The following is a 22587-nucleotide window of genomic DNA, read 5'->3' as shown; positions in this document are numbered from 1 at the left end:
CTCTCGCATTCTTGCCTGCCCGCGCCCTCTCGGCGCGCACTTAAGCTGTTGCCATGGCCCTGCAAAAGAAAACCATCCGCCTGCTGATCCTCGAAGACTCGCAGAATGAAGCCGAGCGTCTGGTCAGTCTCTTCCGTAATGCCGGACAGGCGACCCGAGTGCATCGCCTCACCTCCAGCGACGATCTGGCTGAAGCCCTGAAACAGACCTGGGATCTGCTGATCAACGCACCGCAGAGCGAAAATCTCGACCCCAGCGAAGCGATAGCCGCCATTCGCCGACAGGCCAAAGACATTCCGATCATCCAGCTGACTGCTGGCAACGATGCCGAAGCGATCACCGAAGCACTCATGCTCGGCGCACAGGATGCGCTGCCGCAGGGTGAGGATGAATGGCTGCTGCTGGTGGCCAATCGCGAGCTGGCCAATCTCGAGGAGCGCCGCGCGCGCCGCTCGGCCGAGGTCGCCCTGCGCGAAGCGGAAAAACGCTGCCAGTTGCTGCTCGACAGCTCTGTGGATGCCATCGCCTACGTTCACGACGGCATGCATATCTACGCCAACCGCGCCTATCTGGAGCTGTTCGGCTACGCGGATGTGGAAGACCTCGAAGGCATGCCGATGATCGACCTGATCAGTGGCAGCGATCAGAGCGCCTTCAAGGTATTCCTGAAGAATTACCAGACCCTTGAAGGCAGTGCCGAACTTGCCTGTGGCGGCGTTCGTGCCGATGGTGAAACGCTCAAGACGCGCATGCATTTCTCGCCAGCGGCATATGACGGCGAACCCTGCATTCAGGTGGTCATCCGCGCCGAGAACGACAGCGCCGAACTGCAGAAACTGCGCGAGATCAGCAGCCAGGACCCGGTCACCGGCCTGCTCAACCGCAACAGTTTCCTCGAGGTGATGGATGCCGCCGTCGAGCGCGCCGTCAATGCCGGCCAGACAGCCAGCCTCGCCTATATCCGCGTCGATCGCTTCGCTGCGTTGCAGGCCGAGATAGGCCTGACCGATTCCGACCAGCTGCTCAACCAACTGGCCATCCTGCTGCGCGGCCACTTCCCCGCCGAAACCCAGCTGGCTCGCTTCGCCGACGACGTCTTCACCGTGCTGCAGCCGGGCATCATTCCCCAGCAGGCCGAGCCGGAGCTGCGCAAGTTGCTGAGCAAGGTCGAAGGCCATCTGCTCGACGTCGGCGGCCGCACAGTGCAGACCACCCTGAGCATCGGCGTCGCCGGCCTCGACGAAAAGACTGCCAAGGCGCAGGACGCCATCGAGCGCGCGCACCGCTGCGCCGATGAACTGAGCGACGGCAACGCACTGAAGATCTACGATCCGGCCGACGAGCTGGCCGCTGCAGCCAACCGCGGCGACATCGCGGCGATGCTCAAGCAGGCCCTGGAAAACAACAGTTTCCGTTTGCTGTTCCAGCCGATCATCAGCCTGCGTGGCGACAGCTTCGAGCACTACGAGGTGCTCCTGCGCCTGCTCGACCCGCAGGGGGCAGAGGTTCCACCGAACGAGTTTCTCAGCACCGCTGCCGATGTCGGGCTGTCCGCCAAGATCGATCGCTGGGTGATCCTCAATTCCATCAAGCTGCTGGCCGAGCATCGCGCCAAAGGGCATCGCACGCGGCTGTTCCTGCACCTTTGCGCCGCCAGCCTGCAGGACCCCAGCCTGCTGCCATGGCTTGGCGTGGTATTGAAAGCATCGCGTCTCCCAGGCGACTCACTGGTATTCGAGTTCGGCGAAGCCGACGCCGTGGCTTATCTGAAGCCTGCCAAGGCGCTGGCCCAGGGGCTGGCAGGTCTCGGCTGCCATATCGGTCTGGCCCAGTTTGGCTGCGTGCTCAACCCGTTCAACACGCTCAAGCACCTCGATGCCGGTTTCATCAAGGTCGACGGTTCCTACACCCAGGACCTAACCCGCCAGGAAAACCAGGAAGCGCTGAAGACGCTGCTCGCCGACCTGCACGAGCAGCAGAAGCAAAGCATCGTACCCTTCGTCGAAAGCGCCACCGTGCTCGCCACGCTTTGGCAAGCAGGCGTCAGCTACATCCAGGGCCACTACCTGCAAGGCCCCAGCCAGTCGATGGACTACGACTTCTCCTCCGACGAGGAGTAAGCCTGATGCCGGGCTGACATGGTTCAGCCTCGGCCTGTGCATCCTGCTCCAATCGAACGCGGCTTGACCGCGGTCATCCGCCGGTCGTGCCGCTGGGCTAGAGTGGTTGGACGCCTTGAATCCAAAAGGAGTCCCACCATGGCCATGATGAAAGCCGCCGTGTTCGTAGAACCGGGCCGTATCGAGTTGCAGGACAAGCCCATCCCCGAAATCGGCCCCAACGACGCCCTGCTGCGCATCACCACGACCACCATCTGTGGCACCGATGTGCATATCCTCAAAGGGGAATATCCAGTCGCCGCCGGGCTGACCATCGGCCATGAACCGGTGGGTGTCATCGAAAAACTGGGCAGCAACGTCAAGGGCTACCAGGAAGGCCAGCGGGTGATCGCCGGCGCCATCTGTCCGAGCTTCACCTCCTACGCCTGTCAGGACGGCCTGCCCTCGCAGGATGGTGGCTGCTCATGCCACGGCTACAAGCCCATGGGCGGCTGGCGCTTCGGCAACACCATCGATGGTACTCAGGCCGAGTACGTGCTGGTACCCGATGCGCAGGCCAACCTGGCGCCAGTGCCGGACGGCCTGACCGACGAACAGGTCCTGATGTGCCCTGACATCATGTCCACCGGTTTCGCCGGTGCGGAGGCTGCCAACATCAAGATCGGCGACATCGTGGTGATCTTCGCCCAAGGGCCCATCGGTCTGTGCGCCACCGCCGGGGCCAAGCTGCGCGGCGCCAGTACCATCATTGCCGTCGACGGTGTCGATGCACGCCTGGATATCGCGCGCAAGATGGGCGCCGATGTGACGCTCAACTTCCGCAACGTCGATGTAGTGGAAGAGGTGCTCAAGCTGACCGGCGGGCGTGGTGCCGACGCCTCGATCGAAGCGCTGGGCCTGCAATCCACCTTCGAAAGCGCCCTGCGCGTCCTCAAGCCAGGCGGTACCCTGTCCAGCCTGGGCGTCTACTCCAGCGACCTGACCATTCCGCTAGGCGCCTTCCATGCAGGCCTGGGTGACAACAAGATCGTCACCTCGCTGTGTCCGGGCGGCAAGGAGCGCATGCGACGGCTGCTCAATGTGGTCGCTTCCGGACGCGTCGATCTCGGCCTGCTGGTGACTCACCAATATGCGCTGGACAACATCACCGACGCCTACGACCTGTTTGCCAATCAGCGCGATGGCGTGCTGAAAGTGGCGATCAAACCCTGATACCAGGAAATCCAACACACGCCACCCGGCCAATGAAAAGCCCTGAGTCGGCATCGACCCAGGGCTTCGTTGTTCTTGACGCGTTGCCTGCGTGTTCTTACTCCGAGCCTTCGCGATCCCGAAAGCCCAGCAGATAGAGGATGCCATCCAGGCCCAAGGTGGAAATCGCCTGTTTGGCCGACTGTTTGACCAGCGGCTTGGCGCGGAAGGCGACGCCCAGCCCGGCCAGGCCGAGCATCGGCAGATCGTTAGCACCATCCCCTACGGCAATGGTCTGCTCCAGGCACAGACCTTCCTGCTCGGCCAGCTGGCGCAGCAGGTCAGCCTTGCGCTGCGCATCCACGATTGGCTCCACCGCCACGCCGGTGACCTTGCCGTTCTCGATCTGCAGCTCGTTGGCGAATACGTAGTCGATGCCGAGCTTGGCCTGCAGCTGCTTGGCGAAATAGCTGAAGCCGCCGGACAGAATCGCCGTCTTGTAACCCAGGCGCTTGAGCTCGGCGAACAGCACTTCGGCACCCTCGGTCAGGCGCAGGCTGGCACCGATATCGGCGAGCACGTCTTCCGACAGGCCCTCCAAGAGCGCGAGGCGCTCCTTGAAGCTGGCACGGAAATCCAGTTCGCCGCGCATCGCACGCTCGGTGATCTCGGAAACCTGCTCGCCAACCCCGGCCGCCTTGGCCAGCTCGTCGATGACCTCGGCCTCGATCAGGGTCGAGTCCATGTCGAATACCGCCAGACGACGGTTGCGCCGGTAGACCGAATCGCGCTGGAAGGCGATATCGACGTTGAGCTCCTGCGCCACACTGAGGAACTCGGCGCGCAGCGCCGCGGTATCGGCCGGCTCGCCGCGCACCGAGAATTCGATGCAGCCCTTGCCCAGCTCTTCCGGCATGTCCAGTGGCATGCGCCCGGACAGCCGATCGATATGGTCGATATTGAGGCCGTACTTGGCGGTGATCGAGCTGACCCGCTGCAACTGCTCGGCAGTGACCTTGCGCGTCAGCAGCGTGACGATGTGCCGAGGCTTGCCCTGCCCGGCCACCCAGTGCTGGTAGTCAGCCTCTGCGACAGGGGTGAAACGCACCTGCTGATCGTGCTTGTAGCCCATGAACAGCACGTCCTTGAGCACCGACGAGGCGCGCTCGTTATCCGGAATCTCGATGAGGATGCCGAACGACAGGGTGTCATGGATCACTGCCTGGCCGATGTCGAGGATGTTCACGCCACCCTGGGCGAGCACGCCGGTAATGGCCGCGGTCAGGCCCGGGCGGTCTTCACCGGTGATATTGATCAGGACGATTTCGCGCAAGGCGCAGCTCCCATGACAGGCAATGAAGGCCGGCATTCTACATCAGCTGACCCGAACACTGGGCAGGCGGCGCGCCAGCGCAGTCAGGCTGATTGGTGCCGGTTTCAACGCAATTCGTCAGCTTGCAGCCGCAGACCTTCAGCGCCTCCTGCGCTTTACGTATACTGCTCGGCAATTTCCCGACGAGAAGAGCCGCGCTCTGTGAACCGGCCCGCATCCGTAAAGCCAGACAACTTCTTTCTCATGCTCTATCGCGCCGTGCGCCTGCACCGTGTGCCGCTGGTGTTGCGCATCGCCGCCCATACGCTGCTGCTCGTGGCGCTGGCGCTGATCATCTACGCGTGGGTGATCGGCATGCAGTTCAAGCATGCCATGGAGCAACAGGCCGACGCCCTCGGCCAGAGCCTGACCACCCAGACGGCCGCCTCAGCCACCGACCTGCTGGTGGCCAACGACATTCTCAGCCTCAACGTACTGCTCAGTAATCTGGTAAAGAACCCGCTGGTCGCCCATGCGGCGATCTACAGCGTCGATAACCGTGTGCTTGCCGAATCCGGCACGCGTCCTCAACAGGGCCTGCTCGGCGACGACAACGGCCTGTATTCGACTCCGATCAGCTTCCAGGAGGTGATCGCCGGACACCTGCGCGTCAGCCTCGACATGCAGCAGTTCCAGCAACCGATGACCATCAGCCTGCAAAGCATGGGGCTGCTCAGCCTGATTCTGCTGGCCCTGACGCTGATCCTCAGCCTGCGACTGGGCCGGCAACTGGCGACGCCGCTGATGCAGTTGCGGCTGTGGCTCCGCGACCCGGACGACCCTGCCCCGGGTGCCGGTCGCCAGGACGAGATTGGTGATCTTGCGCGTCAACTGCAGGCTCGCCTGGTGCCGGAGAAGCCTGAACCAGAGCTGGATATGAGTGACGCACTCGAAGACGACTATTTCGAGCAGGATGACGATCGCGGCAGCAGCGAGCCGTCCTTCGCGAAACAGCCGGATCGCTTCGCTATCGAACTGGACGAGCAGCCGCAGCGCCCGCCCCGCTTTTCGGCGAATCTGGATGATGACGATCTGGAGATGCTCGACGACGAGACTCCATTCGACGCCTCGCCACTATCGGCCAGTGCTGCACCGCCCGCACCAAAACCGCAACCGACTCGCAGCGCGGTGCTGGCCATCCAGCTCGGCGGTCAGGAGCAACTGCGTCGCCTGCCGCGGCCGCGCCTGACCGAACTGCTGCAGCGCTATCGCGACTGCCTGCAGCAGGCCGCCACGCTTTACCAGGCCGAACTGCACACCCTCAATGACGGCAGCAGCCTGATGCTGTTCCACAGCCAGGATGACGAGCAGAACTACCTGACCCACGCGATCTGCTGCGGCGAGTTGATGCGCGCCCTCGGCCATGCTCTGCAAATTGACGTCGCCGACATAGGCATTGCCTTGCAACTGCAACTTGGCCTGACCCAAGGCGACAACCTGTTCGACCTGAGCCAGGGTGATCTGCTGCTCAGCGAGCCAGCACAGGCTGCCCTGGAAATGTCGATGCACAGCCGCAACCTGCTGCTGGTCGAGCGCAGCATCAGCGACGACCGGCTGATCCAACAGCGCGCTCGCATTCGCCCGATTGCCAGCCCCGAAGGTGCCTGCTGCGTCGAGCGCCTGCTCGATCCCTATCCCTCCCTGCTCGAGCGCCAGCTCGCACGCATGCACGAGCTACGCAGTCGCGCGCTCTGACAGGCGCCACGCGGCTGGAGAGCACGACCCGCAGGGGGTCAGCAGAAAGCGAAAAGCCCGATCAGACTGACTGATCGGGCTTTTCGTTGAAGGCGCGTCGCTGTCCAGCTTAGAAGCGGAACACTTCCATATCGGTCCGGATTGGCTCGGCAGCGGGAATGCGTGGCGCAGGAGCCTCGGCCGATCGGTTTACCTGTGGCTTGACCGGCGCCGGCTTGGGTGGGTTCTTGGCGACCAACGCAGGTTCGACGGCACCAGCGACCATTTCGCTCAAGCGCTGCAGCAGTAAGCTCTGCGCCCGCACCTGATCGGACACACTACCCTGGTGCTCTTCCTGCAGACGCACCAGACGGCTGCCCAGATGCTTGCCCGCCTTGTCTCGCAGACGCCACTGCGCCTCGAGCACCGCCGGGTATTCGGGACCCGAATCGAGCCGCGTAATCGACAGTTCGATCTGCACGTCCGGTGCAAATCCATCATCCACCGGTCCTAGCACCAGGCTTTGCGTATCCAGGCGCCAGGCCAGTTGGCGTAGCAGCAGCTGCTCGATATCGGCCTTCAGGCTGCCCGCCCAGCGCGCCTGCTGATCGTTGCCAGCCAAGCTGCCATCGGCCAGCCGCTGGAGCAGCGCGTCGCGCTGCAGATAGTCGGCAAGCGTAACCGGCGCCAGCAATACGGCGGCACCGTCGGTGCGCTCCGGCATCTCGGTCGTACCACTGTCCAGCCGATACATCGGAGCCGGCTGCAGGCCAACACAGCCGGTCAGGCCGATGCTGGCGAGCAACAAAACAGTCGGAACACGCAGCAAGTTCTTCATTACCGTCATAACACCAAAGTTCAGGCCGCTCTTGACTCGTAAGCCAACGAAGCCTTGCGCTCGAAGCGCGCCAAACAATCGACTCCGCCGACGCGAAAGAAAGCACCGGGCCATATGCCACAGGCTGGAAAGGCCGCTATCTTCCGTGAAAGCGGCCTTCGATTCCAGCGCCAATGCACATTGTCACACTTCGACCAGCAGGCCCTCGACGCGCTGGAAGCCCCGCGGCAACTTGTTACCGCGCCTGCCACGCTCGCCTTTGTAATGCTCCAGGTCCTCGGCCTTGAGCGACAGCGTGCGCTTGCCCGCCTGCAGCACCAGCGTCGCACCGGCCGGCAGCACAGCGAGATCGATCAGGTATTCCTCACGGCTGGCCACGCGCTCGCCGGGGATGCCGATGATCTTGTTGCCCTTGCCCTTGCCCAGCTGCGGCAGGTCACGAATCGGGAACACCAACAGGCGACCCTCGGTCGTCACCGCTGCCAACCAATCATCCTCACGACTGGCCAGCGGCCGCGGCTCGACCACTTTGGCGCCGGCAGGCAGCGAGAGCAGCGCCTTGCCGGCCTTGTTCTTGGCCTGCAGATCCTCGCCCTTGACCACGAACCCGTAGCCGGCATCCGAAGCGATGACGTAGAGCGCATCATCTTCGGGCAGCAACACGCATTCGAAGCTTGCCCCCGGCGGCGGAGCCAATCGACCGGTGAGCGGCTCGCCCTGGCCGCGCGCAGACGGCAGCGAGTGCGCCGCCAGCGAGTAACTGCGCCCGGTGGAGTCGATGAACACCGCGTACTGATTCGAGCGCCCCGCCGCTGCGGCCTTGAAACCGTCGCCGGCCTTGTAGGATAGCCCTGTGGCGTCGATGTCGTGGCCCTTGGCACAACGCGCCCAGCCCTTCTCGGAAATCACCACGGTCACCGGCTCGGACGGCAGCAGCTCGTTCTCCGACAGCGCCCGCGCCTCGGCCCGCTCGACAATCGGCGAGCGACGCGCGTCGCCATAGGTTTCCGCATCCTCCAGCAGCTCCTTGCGCACCAGCTTTTTCAGCTTGGCTTCGCTGCCCAGCAACGCCAGCAGCTTCTCGCGCTCCTTGGCCAGTTCGTCCTGCTCGCCGCGGATCTTCATCTCTTCCAGGCGCGCCAGCTGACGCAGGCGGGTGTCGAGGATGTAGTCGGCCTGCAACTCGGACAATTCGAAGCGCGCCATCAGCACTGGCTTGGGCTGATCCTCGGTACGGATGATGTGGATCACCTCGTCGAGATTGAGGAAGGCCACCAGGAGACCTTCCAACAGGTGCAGGCGCTTCTCGACCTTGTCCAGGCGGAACTGCAAACGACGGCGCACGGTGCCGATGCGGTAGGTCAGCCACTCGCTGAGCAGGGTACGCAGGTTCTTCACCTGCGGACGTCCGTCGAGACCGATGACGTTGGCGTTGACCCGGTAGCTGGACTCCAGATCGGTGGTGGCAAACAGGTGCTGCATCAGCCCTTCCACATCGACCCGGTTGGAGCGCGGGATGATGACGATGCGGCACGGGTTCTCGTGATCCGATTCATCCCGCAGATCGGCCACCATCGGCAGCTTCTTGGCCTGCATCTGCCCGGCGATCTGCTCGAGCACCTTCGAACCGGACACCTGATGCGGCAGCGCGGTGACGACGATGTCGCCGTCCTCGACCCGGTAGACCGCTCGCATGCGCACCGAGCCTCGGCCGGTTTCGTAGATCTTCAGCAGGTCGGCGCGCGGAGTGATGATCTCCGCCTCGGTGGGGAAGTCCGGCCCCTGCACATGCTCGCAAAGCTGCTCCACGCTCGCACCTGGCTCGTCGAGCAGGCGCACGCAGGCTGCCGCTACTTCGCGCAGGTTGTGCGGCGGTACGTCGGTGGCCATGCCCACGGCGATACCGGTGGTGCCATTGAGCAACAGATTGGGCAGCCGCGCCGGCAGCGTCGCCGGCTCGTCGAGGGTGCCGTCGAAGTTCGGCACCCACTCCACCGTACCCTGCCCCAGCTCGGACAACAGCACCTCGGAATAGCGCGACAGCCGCGCCTCGGTGTAGCGCATCGCGGCGAAGGACTTGGGATCGTCCGGTGCACCCCAGTTGCCCTGACCATCGACCAGCGTGTAGCGATAGCTGAACGGCTGCGCCATCAGCACCATGGCTTCGTAGCAGGCACTGTCGCCATGGGGGTGAAACTTGCCGAGCACGTCACCCACGGTACGCGCGGACTTCTTGTGCTTGGCGTCGGCGTTCAGGCCGAGCTCGCTCATGGCGTAGATGATCCGTCGCTGCACGGGCTTCAGGCCGTCGCCGATATGCGGCAATGCGCGATCCATGATCACGTACATGGAGTAGTTGAGGTACGCCTGCTCGGTGAAATCGGCGAGGGAGCGACGCTCCACGCCGTCCAGGCTCAGGTCGAGGGATTCGCTCATGGTCGATCCGTTACATGCTGGCGCAGCACCAGGGTGCCGGCGCGCTGGGTGAATTCAAGTTGTTTCAGGGCACTCATGCCGAGCAGCACCTGTTCGCTGCGAAAGCCGGGGGCGACGAGGGCGCGCACGTCGTGCAGGCGGATGTCACCCAGATCAAGGCTCGACAGCACGGTTCGATAGCCCGTGGTCTGGCCATTGGCGGTGTGCAGCATTACCGGTGCGCCACGCTGCAAGCCCAGACGCTCAGCCAGCTCCGCGGGGATGGCGACATCGGTGGCGCCGGTGTCTAGCAGAAAGGTCACCGACTCACCATTGATACGTCCGCTGGCGACGAAATGCCCTTGGGCATTGCCGGCCAGCTGTACTTCTACCTGCTCGCCCTGCACCAGCGAGACTGGTTCGCGGTTGGGGTTGATTCGGCCTTCTTCCCAAGCCGCGAAGAAGCGAATGGCCAGGAACAGCCCGGCACCCCAGGCCAGCACCAGCATCACGCGCCCGGCACGACGCCCGGCTGTCTGGCTCACGGCCGGGCCATCCAGCCGCCCTCCGGCGCAGCGAAGCGCCAGACGATCGGACGCTTCTCGCCGTCGCCACGTGCCTTGCCGTTGTTGTCGACGCCGATCCATGCCCCTTCGGCATCGACCCACAGAGCCTCAGCGTTACCATAGGGTTCACCGTAGCGGCGCTCGTCGGTCAAGGCTTCGCCAGCGAACGACCAGCAGCGCTCGACCGCCCCGTTCGCCGGACTGCGGCGACACACGCGATAGGCCGAAGGCTCCAGCACGAACAGCTTGTCGCCGAAGAACGCCAGTGCCGAGAAACTGCGCGGCAACGGCGTATCGCCCAGCGCGGCGGGCGGCTGCTGATTGCCGCCCTGGGCCATGAGCACACAGCCACCGGTGCATTGCCAGCTGCTCTGCTTGCGATGCAGCACCAGCAGGCCGCGGCGCTCACGTTCGGCCGCCAGCCACAGGCGTTCGGCCTTTGGGTCGACGGCGATGCCTTCGAACAGCGCATTGAAATGCCAGAGCATGCCACTGGCCCGCGCCTGACGGACCAGCGAATCGGGCAACCGCAACCATTCCGCCGTGCCTGCCGGGCTAACCCGCAGCACCGCGGCATGAGCCTCGCTGACCACGTAACGATTGCCCGAGCTGTCACAGCTCAAACCCTCGAAGTCCAGATGACCGCCACGCACATGACCACTGACCCAGGCGCGCATGCGCATGCCCCACGGCAAGCCACTGTCCGGTGGCGGGCCAACCTCGAAGCGCTCGGGCTCTGCCTGCCAGGGCGAAGCACTGGTATCCAGGCGAAACAAGGCGTCGTCCACGCGATCGGAAACGGCCCACAGGGCGTCGCCGCACCAGGCCATCCCGGAAAGGTTGCCGCCAGCCATTCCCTCTACCGGGTGCTCGCTGAGCAACTTCAGTTCTGCTGCCGGCTCATTGGCCCAGAGCGGAGCCGAAACCAGACTCAGCAATGTCAGCCAGCGGCGGATCAAACCAGCACCTCCGCGAGGTTACCCTTGGACTCGAGCCAGTTCTTGCGATCGCCGGCCCGCTTCTTGGCCAGCAACATATCCATGATCTCGCGCGTTCCTTCGAAGTCGTCCAGGGTCAACTGCACCAGACGGCGGGTATTGGGGTCCATGGTGGTCTCGCGCAATTGCGGCGGGTTCATCTCACCGAGGCCCTTGAATCGCGTGACCTGGGGTTTGCCGCGGCGCTTCTCGGCGACCAGACGTTCGAGGATGCCGTCGCGCTCGGCTTCATCCAGGGCATAGAAGATGTCCTTGCCCAGGTCGATTCGATACAGCGGTGGCATGGCGACATAGACGTGCCCGGCTTCCACCAGCGGGCGAAAATGCTGAACGAACAGGGCGCACAGCAGCGTCGCGATATGCAGGCCATCGGAGTCGGCGTCCGCGAGGATGCAGATCTTGCCGTAACGCAGCTGGCCCAAGTCGGCAGCGCCGGGGTCGACGCCAATCGCCACGGCGATGTCGTGGACCTCCTGACTGGCAAGCACTTCACCGCCGTCGACCTCCCAGGTATTCAGGATCTTGCCGCGCAACGGCATGATCGCCTGGAATTCCTTGTCGCGCGCCTGCTTGGCGGAACCACCGGCCGAGTCACCTTCGACCAGGAACAGCTCGGCACGCATCGGGTCCTGTCCGGCGCAGTCGGCCAGCTTGCCCGGCAGCGCCGGACCTTGGGTGATCTTCTTGCGCTCGACCTTCTTGCCCGCCTTGAGCCGGCGTCCGGCATTGCTGATCGCCAGCTCGGCCAGCTGCATGCCGAGGTCCGGATGCGCATTCAGCCACAGGCTGAAGGCATCCTTGACCACACCGGAGACAAACGCGGCGGCTTCGCGCGACGACAGGCGCTCCTTGGTCTGCCCGGAGAACTGCGGCTCCTGCATTTTCATCGAGAGGACGAAGGCGATGCGCTCCCAGATGTCTTCCGGTGCCAGCTTCAGCCCACGCGGCAGCAGGTTGCGGAACTCGCAGAACTCGCGCATGGCGTCCAGCAGCCCCTGGCGCAAGCCGTTGACGTGGGTGCCGCCCTGGGCCGTCGGGATCAGGTTGACGTAGCTTTCCTGAACGCTTTCGCCGCCCTCTGGCAGCCACAGCAGCGCCCAGTCCACTGCTTCAGTGTTGCCGGCGAGTGTACCGACGAAGGGTTCATCGGGCAGGCGCAGGTAATCGCTGACCGAATCGACCAGGTACGAGCGCAAGCCATCCTCGTAGTGCCATTCGACCTTCTCACCGCTGCCCTTGTCTTCGAAGCTGACACTCAGCCCCGGACAGAGCACGGCCTTGGCCTTGAGCACATGCTTGAGCCGGCTGATGGAAAACTTGGGGGAGTCGAAGTATTTCGGGTCTGCCCAGAAACGCACGCTGGTGCCCGTATTGCGTTTGCCGACGCTGCCGATGACTTCCAGATCGGTTGCTTTGAAACCGTCAGCGAAGCTCATGCGGTACTCGCTGCCATCACGCTTGACGGTCACTTCGACCCGCGTGGACAAGGCATTGACCACCGAAATACCGACGCCATGCAGGCCGCCGGAGAACTGGTAGTTCTTGTTGGAGAACTTGCCACCCGCGTGAAGCTTGGTGAGGATCAGTTCGACCCCCGGCACGCCCTCTTCCGGATGGATGTCCACCGGCATGCCGCGGCCATCGTCGATCACTTCCAGCGAGTTGTCTTGATGCAGGATCACCTGGACGGAGCGGGCATGCCCGGCGAGGGCCTCGTCGACGCTGTTGTCGATGACTTCCTGGGCCAGGTGATTGGGCCGCGAGGTGTCGGTGTACATGCCCGGGCGCTTGCGCACCGGATCGAGGCCGGAAAGAACCTCGATGGCTTCTGCGGTATAAGACATCTGTCTGGCACTGTCCTTATATTCTGAACAATCAGCCCTCACGGACTGTTAAAAAATCAGCGCACCGGCCGGCATGAAACGACGGGGCCGCATGGGTGAAGCCGAACAGGGCGGCCAACCGCGTGATCTGGGCATCCGTTGCTCCGAACCACATCCGCCTGTCAGAGCCGTTCCAACCATATTTGCGGGGCGACGCCAGCAAAGGCCAGCAGCGCCGGCAAGCGCTCGCCGAAGCCTTGAAAACCATGATCTCCACCGGCCTGAATACGCAGCGCACAGCCACGATAGAACTGCGCAGCGTCACGGTAATCCAGCGTTTCGTCGCCGGTCTGCAACCAGACCTGATAACGCTCGGCATCCTGTGGTGGTGCGGTCTCCAGTTCAGCCAACGCGGCGACGTGATCCTCGGTCAGCTCCCAGACTTCCCCGCTGTACAGATTCGTCTGCGGTCCGAGGTAACCGTCGAAGCGGCGATGCGGGGTTACCGCCGGGTTGATCAACAAGGCCCTCAGGCCATGCCGCTCGGCGAGGTGCGTCGCATAGTAGCCGCCAAGCGAGCTGCCGACCAGCAGCGGCCGCCCGAGCTCGATGATGCATGCCTCAAGCTGGGCGATGGCCTGTCGAGGGTGATGGTGCAGCGCAGGAACCCGCAGCCGCTCGGCCAAACCCAGTTTTTCCAACGCAGCGGACAGTTGACTGGCCTTCTGTGAAAGCGGTGAGCTGTTGAGGCCGTGTATATAAAGGATCGAAGGCGAATCACTGGACATCGATACAGCCCATGGAAAAACCGCAAGCCTACAAGGCACACGCAGCCATCTGCAAGCAGACCGGCGACGAGCGCGCGCCAGGCAGTCGATTGATGGGAAACAAGCAGAAACGGTTCACTGCGTCCCGACGCCATGCCCCGCCACGCGGGCTCACGGGCTGCAGGTCTTCAATAGCCCTTCACGCTGTAATCGATTTCGAACTCGATACCACTGACGCGGGAAACGCCGGTGTTCAATCGCCCGTCAGCGTACAGCCGCAGCCAACGATAGCCTGGCGCTACGCTGTCGACCTGGAAATCCTCGCTCCGGGGTGTGAACTGCACGCCGGTGGAAGGCGACGCCAGCAAACGCAAGTCGTTGCGCCAGTGATCGAACTCCTGATGGATGTGCCCCCAGAGCAATGCCCGCACGTTGCTATGACGGTCCAGCACCTCGAACAGCGCATCCGGGTTGCGCAGCCCGATGCTATCCATCCAGCGACTGCCGATGGACACTGGATGATGATGCAGACAGATCAGGTGATGGTGGGCCGGGGCCTCGGTCAGCGCCTGATCGAGCAGATCCAGTTGGTCGCTGCGCAGCATGCCGTACACCGAGCCCGCCACCAGCGTGTCGAGCATCACCACGCGCCAGCCGCCAATCTCCAGCACAGGCTCCAGCAACGCGCTGCCGCGACTGGCTTCGCGCATCGACGCCAGCTCGTCGTGATTGCCCGGGCACCAGCGCGCCGGCGCTTCGATGCGCTCGGCAAGCCGACGAAACCGCTGGTATGACGCCACCGAGCCATCCTGCGACAGATCGCCGGTAGCCAGGACCAGATCGATGCGCGGCTGCTCGTCGATGGCAAGCTCGATTACACGCTCCAGGCTGTCGCAGGTATTCATGCCCAGCAACTTGCCGTCCGCTTCGGCAAACAGATGGCTATCGGTCAGCTGCACCAGCAGAACCGAATCTTCAACAGCAGTCAGGGTCGCACCAGGCAAGGCCCTTCTCCTTGAGCTAAATCGCAACGGAATTATGGTAGGAGCCCGCTAGGAGGGTAAACCTCGGAAGTGGGCCTAGGTCACATAACCGTGCGGCATACCTACCAGGAGATCGGATGCGGATCGCCGTCCACTGTCGATGGCGACGGAAAATCAGAGTACCGGTTCGAGTTCGTGACCGCAGGCCAGGCAGTGACCCAACCACTCGCCGAGGAAGAGGTTGAGCTGGTTCTTCTCGTCCGGCTGGTGCATCTGTGCATTGGGATAATGGTAGATCCCGCGAAAACGCCGGGCATTCTCGGCGCGAATGACCTCGGCCATGCGTGCATCGTGATAGACGCGCACTTCCATTTTCGGCACGGGCAACCAGGTCAGGCAATGCTCCTGACTGACTTGCAGCGTCGTGGTGTAGGGACAACTCTCCAGCACCTCGAGCACCAGCACACCGAGCAACATGTTGCCCTGGCTGATCGCGATACGACGTGCGTCGCAAGCACCGCGCATGCCTGGCAGCAGCCGCATCAATCGTAGGTAATTGGCCTCGCAGGCCGACTGCAATTCGAGCAGGTCGACTCGGTAACGCTCGCGCGTCTTTCTCATGTCCACGCCCCCCGCACCTGCTCGCGATTCAAGGCCAGCCACTGCAGCGCAATGATGCTGGCAGCATTGTCGATACGACCATCATTCACGGCGCGGAGTGCCTCCGGTAGCGACCAGACGTGCACACGGATGTCTTCGCCCTCTTCGGCCAGTCCGAACACCCCATCGGCACCCTCGCTGTCGCAGCGACCGACATACAGGTACACCCGCTCATCGCTGCCACCAGGGGATGGAAAGTACTGGCTGACGGGCCACAGTTCGCCCAGTTCCAACCCTGCCTCTTCGATCGCTTCGCGCCGTGCAACCTCTTCGGGTGCTTCATCCTTGTCGATCAGACCTGCCACCAATTCGATCAGCCAGGGGTTGTCGACCTTGCCCAGCGCACCGACGCGGAACTGTTCGATCAGCACCACGCGATCGAGTAGCGGATCGTAGGGCAGCACGCACACCGCATCGTGGCGGACGAACAGCTCCCTACTCAACTCCGCGCCCATGTCACCGTTGAACTGGCGATGGCGCAGGTGCAGACGATCCAGTCGGTAGAAACCGCTGAAGCATTGCTCTCGTCGGAGGATCTGGACATCATCCGGGCCGGGTTTGAAGGTCTCGCTCATGGGCACCACTCATATCGGTTTGATCCGCGCCGGACACGGCAGCGAACGACTGCAACCGTCACATCGTGAGCGGCTTCGTCGTCATCCTAGCGCGGCAGTGTCTCCGGTGCAGCCCTTTGCAGACCACCGTAACCGAAGAAGGCTCAACCAGCCGGAACTCACGAACTTCGGGTGTGACCGGCAATCGAAAGCGCACTGCCATGTCTGGACGAACCATGATACCAACCGCATACATTCGCAATTTCATCGTGCTGAGCAGCCTTGCAATGCTGCTTGGCGGCTGTCAGCACTTTGCTTCGGAACATCCGGTGGAGGTCCGCCAGACCGTCACCGAACAACGGCCAGACGGCTGTAAGGGGGAGAACTGCCCGCTGGTAAACATCGATAGCCTGACATTTGCCGACGAGCCGGAACTGAATCGCCTGATCGACGCGCGCCTGCGCCGGATGACGCTCAACGGCCCGGATGATCGGCTGCCCGAATCCTTGCAGAGCTATCAACAACGTTTTCTGAGTACGGCTGAGCCAGGCTGGAGCAGCTATCTGCAGGCCAAGCTGCGCGACCAGCACCGCAACATTCTGGTCGTCGAGCTTTCCAGCTATCTGTATGTCGGCGGGGCCCACGGCATGCCCGGTCGCGGCTTCATCAATTACGACAGCAAGAGGGACAGCGAGCTGCGCCTGGAAGATCTGCTGATCCCCGGTCAGGAAGGCAACTTCTGGCGTACGGCGCGCCAGGCGCATCAGCGCTGGCTGGTGGAGAACGAACACGACCAGGATGCCGCATTCCTCGAGTTCTGGCCGTTCCAGCAGACCGCGAACGTCGCGCTGCTGAAGGACAGCGTACTGCTCAAATATGACGTGTACAGCATTGCACCGTACTCGAGCGGCCACCCCGAGCTGTTCATTCCCCATGAGCAGCTCAAAGGCATTCTGAAGCCGGAATATCTCTGAGGATATGAAGCGGGCCGGCATCGGCCGGCCCGCTTTGGCTCAGGCAGTCGATCACACCTCGCCGGTCACACCTGCTTGTAGATCACCGAACCCTCGTCCTTGAAGCGCGAGGACTGCTCGGCGAAGCCGGCCTCGATGGCCTTCTGCTCGTCGGTCAGGCCGTGCTCGGCAGCGTACTCGCGCACTTCCTGGGTGATCTTCATCGAGCAGAACTTCGGCCCGCACATGGAGCAGAAGTGCGCCACCTTCGCCGACTCCTTCGGCAGCGTCTCGTCGTGGAAGGCACGCGCGGTGTCCGGGTCGAGGCCGAGGTTGAACTGGTCTTCCCAACGAAACTCGAAGCGCGCCTTGGACAGGGCGTTGTCGCGGATCTGCGCGCCCGGATGCCCCTTGGCCAGATCGGCAGCGTGCGCGGCAATCTTGTAGGTGATGATGCCGGTCTTCACGTCATCCTTGTTCGGCAGCCCGAGGTGCTCCTTCGGCGTGACGTAGCAAAGCATGGCGCAGCCGAACCAGCCGATCATCGCCGCACCGATGCCGGAGGTGATGTGGTCGTAGCCCGGGGCGATGTCGGTCGTCAGCGGGCCGAGGGTGTAGAACGGCGCCTCGTCGCAGCACTCCAGTTGCTTGTCCATGTTCTCCTTGATCATGTGCATCGGCACGTGACCCGGGCCTTCGATCATGCACTGCACGTCGTGCTTCCAGGCGATCTTGGTCAGCTCGCCGAGGGTTTCCAGCTCACCGAACTGCGCGGCGTCGTTGGCATCAGCAATTGAGCCCGGACGCAGGCCGTCGCCCAGCGAGAAGCTGACGTCGTAGGCCTTCATGATTTCGCAGATTTCCTCAAAGTTCGTGTAGAGGAAATTCTCCTTGTGATGCGCCAGGCACCACTTGGCCATGATCGAGCCGCCGCGCGAGACGATGCCGGTGACGCGCTTGGCGGTCAGCGGCACGTAGCGCAGCAAGACACCCGCGTGGATGGTGAAGTAGTCGACGCCCTGCTCGGCCTGCTCGATCAGGGTGTCGCGGAACAGCTCCCAAGTCAGGTCTTCGGCAACGCCGTTGACCTTTTCCAGCGCCTGGTAGATCGGCACGGTGCCAATCGGCACCGGCGAGTTGCGGATGATCCACTCGCGGGTTTCGTGGATGTGCTTGCCGGTGGACAGGTCCATCACCGTATCCGAGCCCCAGCGGATGCCCCAGGTCAGCTTGGCCACTTCCTCTTCGATCGAGGAACCCAGCGCCGAGTTGCCGATATTGCCGTTGATCTTCACCAGGAAGTTGCGGCCGATGATCATCGGCTCGAGCTCGGTGTGGTTGATGTTGGCCGGGATGATGGCGCGACCGCGGGCCACTTCGTCACGCACGAATTCCGGCGTGATCTCCTTGGGGATCGAGGCGCCGAAGCTATGCCCGGCGTGCTGATCCTTCAGCAGCCCAGCCTCGCGAGCTTCGGTCAGCTTCATGTTCTCGCGGATGGCAACGTATTCCATCTCGGGCGTGATGATGCCCTTGCGCGCATAGTGCATCTGGCTGACGTTGTGCCCGGCCTTGGCCCGCCGCGGATGGCGTACATGGGCAAAACGCATGGCAGTCAGCTCGGCATCGTTGAGGCGACGCTGGCCGAACTCGGAGGTCAACCCCGGCAGCTTCTCGGTATCGCCGCGCTCCTCGATCCAGGCACTGCGCACGTCGGCCAGGCCCTTGCGCACGTCGATCTGCACGTTCGGATCGGTATAGGGGCCAGAAGTGTCGTAGACGGTGACCGGGGCGTTGATCTCGCCGCCGAAGTCCGTGGGCGTCACGTCCAGGCTGATCTCGCGCATCGGCACGCGGATATCCGGGCGCGAACCCTGCACATAGATTTTTTGCGAACGCGGGAAGGGTTGGATCGACTGCTGGTCGACCTGGGCGGACTCACTCAGGTTCTGTTGTTCTACACGCATCAGGCTGGCTCCTAGAGAATTGTCGGAGCGAACCTGAAAACACGGATGGCAAGGGCATCGGGTGCGCCGGAACTGGCGCCGAGAGAGCTGGCCGAACGACTGGCGAGCACATCTTGTTCCCTACGCAGGCCTTAACCTGATCAGGTTCAACGGGATCCGGAACTTTCCGATCTCAGCCTTCGCTTCAAGGCACCCCGACAAGAACGCCATCGAGTCTAATCAAGAGCCGGTACGAACGCCATGCCGAGGGCGAAACTAGTCGACCGTTCGGTCATTCCGACCAGCCACATCCGGCATCCGACATTGCCTCGCACACACGCCTTGACCCCCCGTCAGCTGCCGCTTAGCCTTGCCCATCAGCTCTATTCAGGATGGACCCAACATGCTGCGCAGACTCCCCCTGGCTCTCGCCGTGGCCTCCCTCACCGCCGGAGCAGCCTGGGCACAGGAAACCGTCCCGCTCGCCAGCAAGACCGACCTGGTCAGCGTCTATCAGCAAGCCGTCAACAACAACGCCGACCTGGCTGCAGCTCGCGCACAGTTCCGCGCCCGCCAGGAAATCGTGCCGCAGGCACGCGCCGGCCTGCTGCCCAACCTCAGCGCCGGCGCCGAGCTGAGCGACACCGAGACGGACGTCGACACCAGCATGGGCTCAACCTCGCTGTCGCGCAGTGGCACCGCCTATCAGGCGACGCTGAGCCAGCCGATCTTCCGCGCCGACCGCTGGTTCCAGCTCAAGGCCGCGGAAGCCGTGAGCGAGCAGGCCGCAATCGAATACTCCATTGCCGAGCAGGACCTGATCCTGCAGAGCGCCCAGGCCTACTTCGCCGTGCTGCGCGCGCAGGACAATCTGGCCGCGGTAAAAGCCGAAGAAGCCGCATTCAAGCGCCAGCTCGATCAGGCCAACGAGCGCTTCGAGGTCGGCCTTTCCGACAAGACGGACGTGCTCGAGGCCCAGGCCGGATTCGATACCGCGCGGGCCAACCGCTCCATCGCGCAGCGCCAGGTTGACGACGCCTTCCAGGCACTGTTTACCCTGACCAACCGCGAATACATCGCGCTGGAAGGCATCCGCCACACCCTGCCGGTGCTGGCCCCGGTACCAAACGAGGCCAAGGCCTGGGTCGATACCGCGACGCGGCAGAACCTCAACCTGCTGGCGGTGAATTACGCGGTGACTGCGGCGGAAGAAACCCTGCGCCAGCGCCGCTCAGGCCATGCACCGACGCTCGACGCAGTGGCGTCCTATCGCAAGGGCGACAACGACTCGCTGGGCTTCAGCAACACCCAGGGCATCCCGGGCTTCGACATGCCGCGCTACACCGGCGACGTCGAGCAGCGCAGCATCGGCCTGCAGCTGAACATCCCGCTCTACAGCGGCGGGCTGACCACCTCGCAGAGCCGCGAGGCGTATTACCAGCTCAGTCAGAGCGAGCAGCAGCGCGAAAGCCTGCGCCGCCAGGTGGTCGAATCCACACGCAATCTGCATCGGGCGGTGAATACCGATATCGAGCAGGTCGAAGCCCGCCGGCAGTCGATCATCTCCAACCAGAGCGCGCTCGAGGCCACCGAGATCGGCTATCAGGTCGGCACCCGCAACATCGTCGACGTGCTCGACACCCAGCGCCGCCTCTACGGCGCCGTGCGCGACTACAACAACGCCCGCTACGACTACATCCTCGACAATCTGCGCCTGAAACAGGCCGCCGGCACGCTGAACCCGGACGACCTGCAGCAGCTCGCGGCCTACCTGAAACCCGACTACAACCCGGACACCGACTTCCTGCCGCCGGATCTGCCGCAGACCATCGGTCAGCCGGTGCGGGTGGATTATTGAGCAGGAGGCTCGCTTGAACCTTGGCCTGGTGGGCTAAGCCCACCAGGCGCTCGCACCCCAGACGGCGCAATGACGCCGGCAGCTGATCCGGCTTTCCTCGCAGACCAGACACACCGGCTAGCCGAGCAGCCTCGCCAGTCCCGTCAGCAGACGCTGCAACGCCCCCTGATTGGCCCTGAGCACGCCCAGCCCGGCGTCACGCATCCGTTGCGTGGCAGCCGGATCGCGCCAGAGTTCACCGACAGCATCAGCCAGCTGATCGGCATCCTGTACTTCGCGCAGGGCGCCGGCATCGCGCAGTTGCGCGGAGATTTCGAGAAAGTTGAACAGATGCGGGCCACTGAGCACCGGCTTGCCCAAGGCCGCAGGCTCCAGCAGATTGTGCCCGCCGTTGGGCACCAGGCTGCCACCGACGAAGGCGACGTCGGCCAGGGCATAGAGAAACAGCAGCTCGCCCATGGTGTCGCCGACCAGCAGCTGAGTGCCGGCGCCAACCGCCTCGCCCGTCGAGCGGCGCACCGCAGCAAAGCCTTCCTTGCACGCCAGTTCATACACCGAGACGAAGCGCTCCGGATGCCGTGGCACCAGGAGCAGCAGGGCCTGCGGAAATCGCTCCAGCAAGCGTCGGTGCGCGGCCAGGATGATTGCGTCCTCGCCGGCATGGGTGCTGGCGGCGATCCACAGCGGCCGATCCTGCGCCGCCCATTGATCGCGCAAATCGGTCGCCCGCGCCAGCAGTGCCGGGTCGATGGTCAGGTCGAACTTGATCGAGCCAGTCACTTCGACGCATTCGTGGCGTGCGCCGAGCCGGCGAAAACGCTCGGCTTCAGCCTCTGTCTGCACGGCAATCAGGCTCAGCTCGGCCAGCATTGGCGCGGTCAGCCGGGCGAAGCGCGCGTAGCCGCGGGCCGAACGTTCGGACAGCCGCGCGTTGGCCAGCGCCACGGGTATGCCGCGCCGGGCGCACTGATGGATATGGTTGGGCCAGAGCTCGGTCTCCATCACCACCGCCAGCTTCGGCTGCAGGCAATTCAGAAAACGCGCCGCGGTCCAAGGCAGGTCATAGGGTAGGTAGCAATGCTGCACGCTGTCGCCGAACAGCGCCTGGATGCGCTCGGAGCCGGTCGGGGTCATGCAGGTGACGGTGATCGGCAGGTGCGGGTAGCGCGCCATCAGCTCGCGGACCATCGGCGCCGCGGCGATGCTTTCGCCCACCGAGACCGCATGCACCCAGATGCCACCCGGACGCAGCGGCGGCAAATCGAAGGCGAAACGCTCGCCGATACGACGGGAGTAGGCCGGGGCGCGCCAGGCGCGCCACAGCAGGCGCAGGAACACCAGCGGCAGGCCGAGGTGAAACAACAGGGTATAGAGGGTGCGATTCATGGGCGCGGAGCTTAGCAAGCCGCCTGCTCGCGAGCCATAACCGCCCTGCCGGCGAACTTGTTGGCGAGGTCGGAACCGAACGAACTTGCCGCCCATAATCAGGATCTCGCCATGTCCGGCTATGTTTACCTGGCCATCGCCATCTGCGCCGAGGTGGTCGCCACCACCTCGATGAAGGCACTGGCCGGCTTCAGTCGCCCGCTGCCACTGCTGCTGGTGGTCACGGGCTACAGCCTGTCGTTCTGGATGCTCGCGCTGGTGGTACGGACCATCCCGGTCGGCATCGCCTATGCCATCTGGGCCGGGCTCGGCATCGTGCTGGTCAGCGTCGCCGCGGCGGTGCTCTATCGTCAGTACCTGGATCTGCCGGCAGTACTGGGCATGGGGCTGATCATCGCCGGTGTGGTGGTCATCCAGTTGTTTTCCCGCAGCGCCGGCCACTAAGCTGCCGGCGGACTGCAGTTATACTGCGCGACCGTTTAC

18 protein-coding genes and 1 riboswitch are annotated in these 22587 nt (G+C 63.6%); of the genes, 6 read left to right on the top strand and 12 right to left on the bottom strand.

The features are described 5' to 3' along the window. Window positions 1–53: 53 nt before the first annotated feature. Together EA798_RS02190 and EA798_RS02185 are read left to right on the top strand one after the other, a co-directional pair. A complete protein-coding gene (locus EA798_RS02190) occupies window positions 54–2120 on the top strand; it encodes a GGDEF/EAL domain-containing response regulator (RefSeq protein WP_122097901.1) in 2067 nt (688 codons plus the stop codon). 138 nt (window positions 2121–2258) lie between these two features. Continuing rightward, window positions 2259–3332 (top strand): NAD(P)-dependent alcohol dehydrogenase, encoded by a 1074-nt coding sequence (locus EA798_RS02185; protein WP_122097900.1) that lies wholly within the window; start codon window positions 2259–2261, stop codon window positions 3330–3332. Between the two features lie 97 nt (window positions 3333–3429). Here the strand turns inward: EA798_RS02185 and serB are convergent, their stop codons facing one another. After that, window positions 3430–4644 (bottom strand): phosphoserine phosphatase SerB, encoded by a 1215-nt coding sequence (serB, locus tag EA798_RS02180; RefSeq protein WP_015275480.1) that lies wholly within the window; start codon window positions 4642–4644, stop codon window positions 3430–3432. A gap of 201 nt (window positions 4645–4845) precedes the next feature. On the opposite strand from serB, the gene EA798_RS02170 reads away from it, so the two are divergent. Continuing rightward, the gene (locus EA798_RS02170; protein ID WP_122097899.1) at window positions 4846–6378 is read left to right on the top strand and encodes an AhpA/YtjB family protein; all 1533 of its coding nucleotides are present in this window, start codon (window positions 4846–4848) and stop codon (window positions 6376–6378) included. Window positions 6379–6487: 109 nt separating this feature from the next. Here the strand turns inward: EA798_RS02170 and EA798_RS02165 are convergent, their stop codons facing one another. The 9 genes from EA798_RS02165 to EA798_RS02125 all read right to left on the bottom strand — a co-directional run bounded on the left by EA798_RS02165 (window position 6488) and on the right by EA798_RS02125 (window position 15982). Continuing rightward, a complete protein-coding gene (locus EA798_RS02165; RefSeq protein WP_106157441.1) occupies window positions 6488–7195 on the bottom strand; it encodes a PqiC family protein in 708 nt (235 codons plus the stop codon). 183 nt (window positions 7196–7378) lie between these two features. After that, entirely contained in the window at window positions 7379–9631 is a 2253-nt protein-coding gene (parC, locus tag EA798_RS02160; RefSeq protein WP_106157440.1) for a DNA topoisomerase IV subunit A, read from the bottom strand. Continuing rightward, window positions 9628–10155, bottom strand: coding sequence for a retropepsin-like aspartic protease family protein (locus EA798_RS02155; protein ID WP_106157439.1), 528 nt, complete (start codon window positions 10153–10155; stop codon window positions 9628–9630). The genes parC and EA798_RS02155 overlap by 4 nt, the downstream gene beginning before the upstream one ends. Further along, window positions 10152–11135, bottom strand: coding sequence for an esterase-like activity of phytase family protein (locus EA798_RS02150; RefSeq protein ID WP_106157438.1), 984 nt, complete (start codon window positions 11133–11135; stop codon window positions 10152–10154). The genes EA798_RS02155 and EA798_RS02150 overlap by 4 nt, the downstream gene beginning before the upstream one ends. Then, on the bottom strand, window positions 11132–13018 hold the full coding sequence (gene parE, locus EA798_RS02145) for a DNA topoisomerase IV subunit B (protein WP_106157437.1): 1887 nt from the start codon (window positions 13016–13018) through the stop codon (window positions 11132–11134). Before parE ends, EA798_RS02150 begins: the two co-directional genes overlap by 4 nt. A gap of 161 nt (window positions 13019–13179) precedes the next feature. After that, window positions 13180–13785 carry a YqiA/YcfP family alpha/beta fold hydrolase gene (locus tag EA798_RS02140; protein WP_122097898.1) on the bottom strand — a complete coding sequence of 202 codons (606 nt, stop codon included), beginning with the start codon at window positions 13783–13785 and terminating at the stop codon, window positions 13180–13182. Window positions 13786–13952: 167 nt separating this feature from the next. Next, window positions 13953–14768 (bottom strand): 3',5'-cyclic-AMP phosphodiesterase, encoded by an 816-nt coding sequence (gene cpdA, locus EA798_RS02135; protein WP_106157435.1) that lies wholly within the window; start codon window positions 14766–14768, stop codon window positions 13953–13955. Between the two features lie 153 nt (window positions 14769–14921). Next, window positions 14922–15368 (bottom strand): DUF1249 domain-containing protein, encoded by a 447-nt coding sequence (locus tag EA798_RS02130; protein WP_122097897.1) that lies wholly within the window; start codon window positions 15366–15368, stop codon window positions 14922–14924. Continuing rightward, entirely contained in the window at window positions 15365–15982 is a 618-nt protein-coding gene (locus EA798_RS02125) for an NUDIX domain-containing protein (RefSeq protein ID WP_122097896.1), read from the bottom strand. The genes EA798_RS02130 and EA798_RS02125 overlap by 4 nt, the downstream gene beginning before the upstream one ends. A 215-nt stretch (window positions 15983–16197) precedes the next feature. On the opposite strand from EA798_RS02125, the gene EA798_RS02120 reads away from it, so the two are divergent. After that, on the top strand, window positions 16198–16935 hold the full coding sequence (locus EA798_RS02120) for an RsiV family protein (RefSeq protein WP_122097895.1): 738 nt from the start codon (window positions 16198–16200) through the stop codon (window positions 16933–16935). A gap of 65 nt (window positions 16936–17000) precedes the next feature. On the opposite strand, the gene thiC is transcribed toward EA798_RS02120, so the two are convergent. Then, complete coding sequence (gene thiC, locus EA798_RS02115) at window positions 17001–18881, bottom strand: phosphomethylpyrimidine synthase ThiC (RefSeq protein WP_003285206.1); 1881 nt, start codon at window positions 18879–18881, stop codon at window positions 17001–17003. 100 nt (window positions 18882–18981) lie between these two features. Beyond that, window positions 18982–19088, bottom strand: a riboswitch (TPP riboswitch). A 175-nt stretch (window positions 19089–19263) separates the two neighbouring features. On the opposite strand from thiC, the gene EA798_RS02110 reads away from it, so the two are divergent. Next, a complete protein-coding gene (locus tag EA798_RS02110; protein WP_122097894.1) occupies window positions 19264–20718 on the top strand; it encodes a TolC family outer membrane protein in 1455 nt (484 codons plus the stop codon). 117 nt (window positions 20719–20835) lie between these two features. Here EA798_RS02110 and waaA read toward each other — a convergent pair whose 3' ends face one another. Then, the gene (waaA, locus tag EA798_RS02105) at window positions 20836–22104 is read right to left on the bottom strand and encodes a lipid IV(A) 3-deoxy-D-manno-octulosonic acid transferase (protein WP_122097893.1); all 1269 of its coding nucleotides are present in this window, start codon (window positions 22102–22104) and stop codon (window positions 20836–20838) included. A gap of 111 nt (window positions 22105–22215) precedes the next feature. Between waaA and EA798_RS02100 the strand changes: the two genes are divergently transcribed. Next, window positions 22216–22548, top strand: coding sequence for a DMT family transporter (locus tag EA798_RS02100; protein ID WP_122097892.1), 333 nt, complete (start codon window positions 22216–22218; stop codon window positions 22546–22548). Window positions 22549–22587 lie beyond the last annotated feature (39 nt).

The organism is Pseudomonas songnenensis (assembly GCF_003696315.1).
Taxonomy (GTDB): Bacteria; Pseudomonadota; Gammaproteobacteria; order Pseudomonadales; family Pseudomonadaceae; genus Stutzerimonas; species Stutzerimonas songnenensis.
The sequence above is the reverse complement of the archived record's forward strand: the minus strand, read 5'-3'. Positions and strand labels throughout refer to the sequence as shown.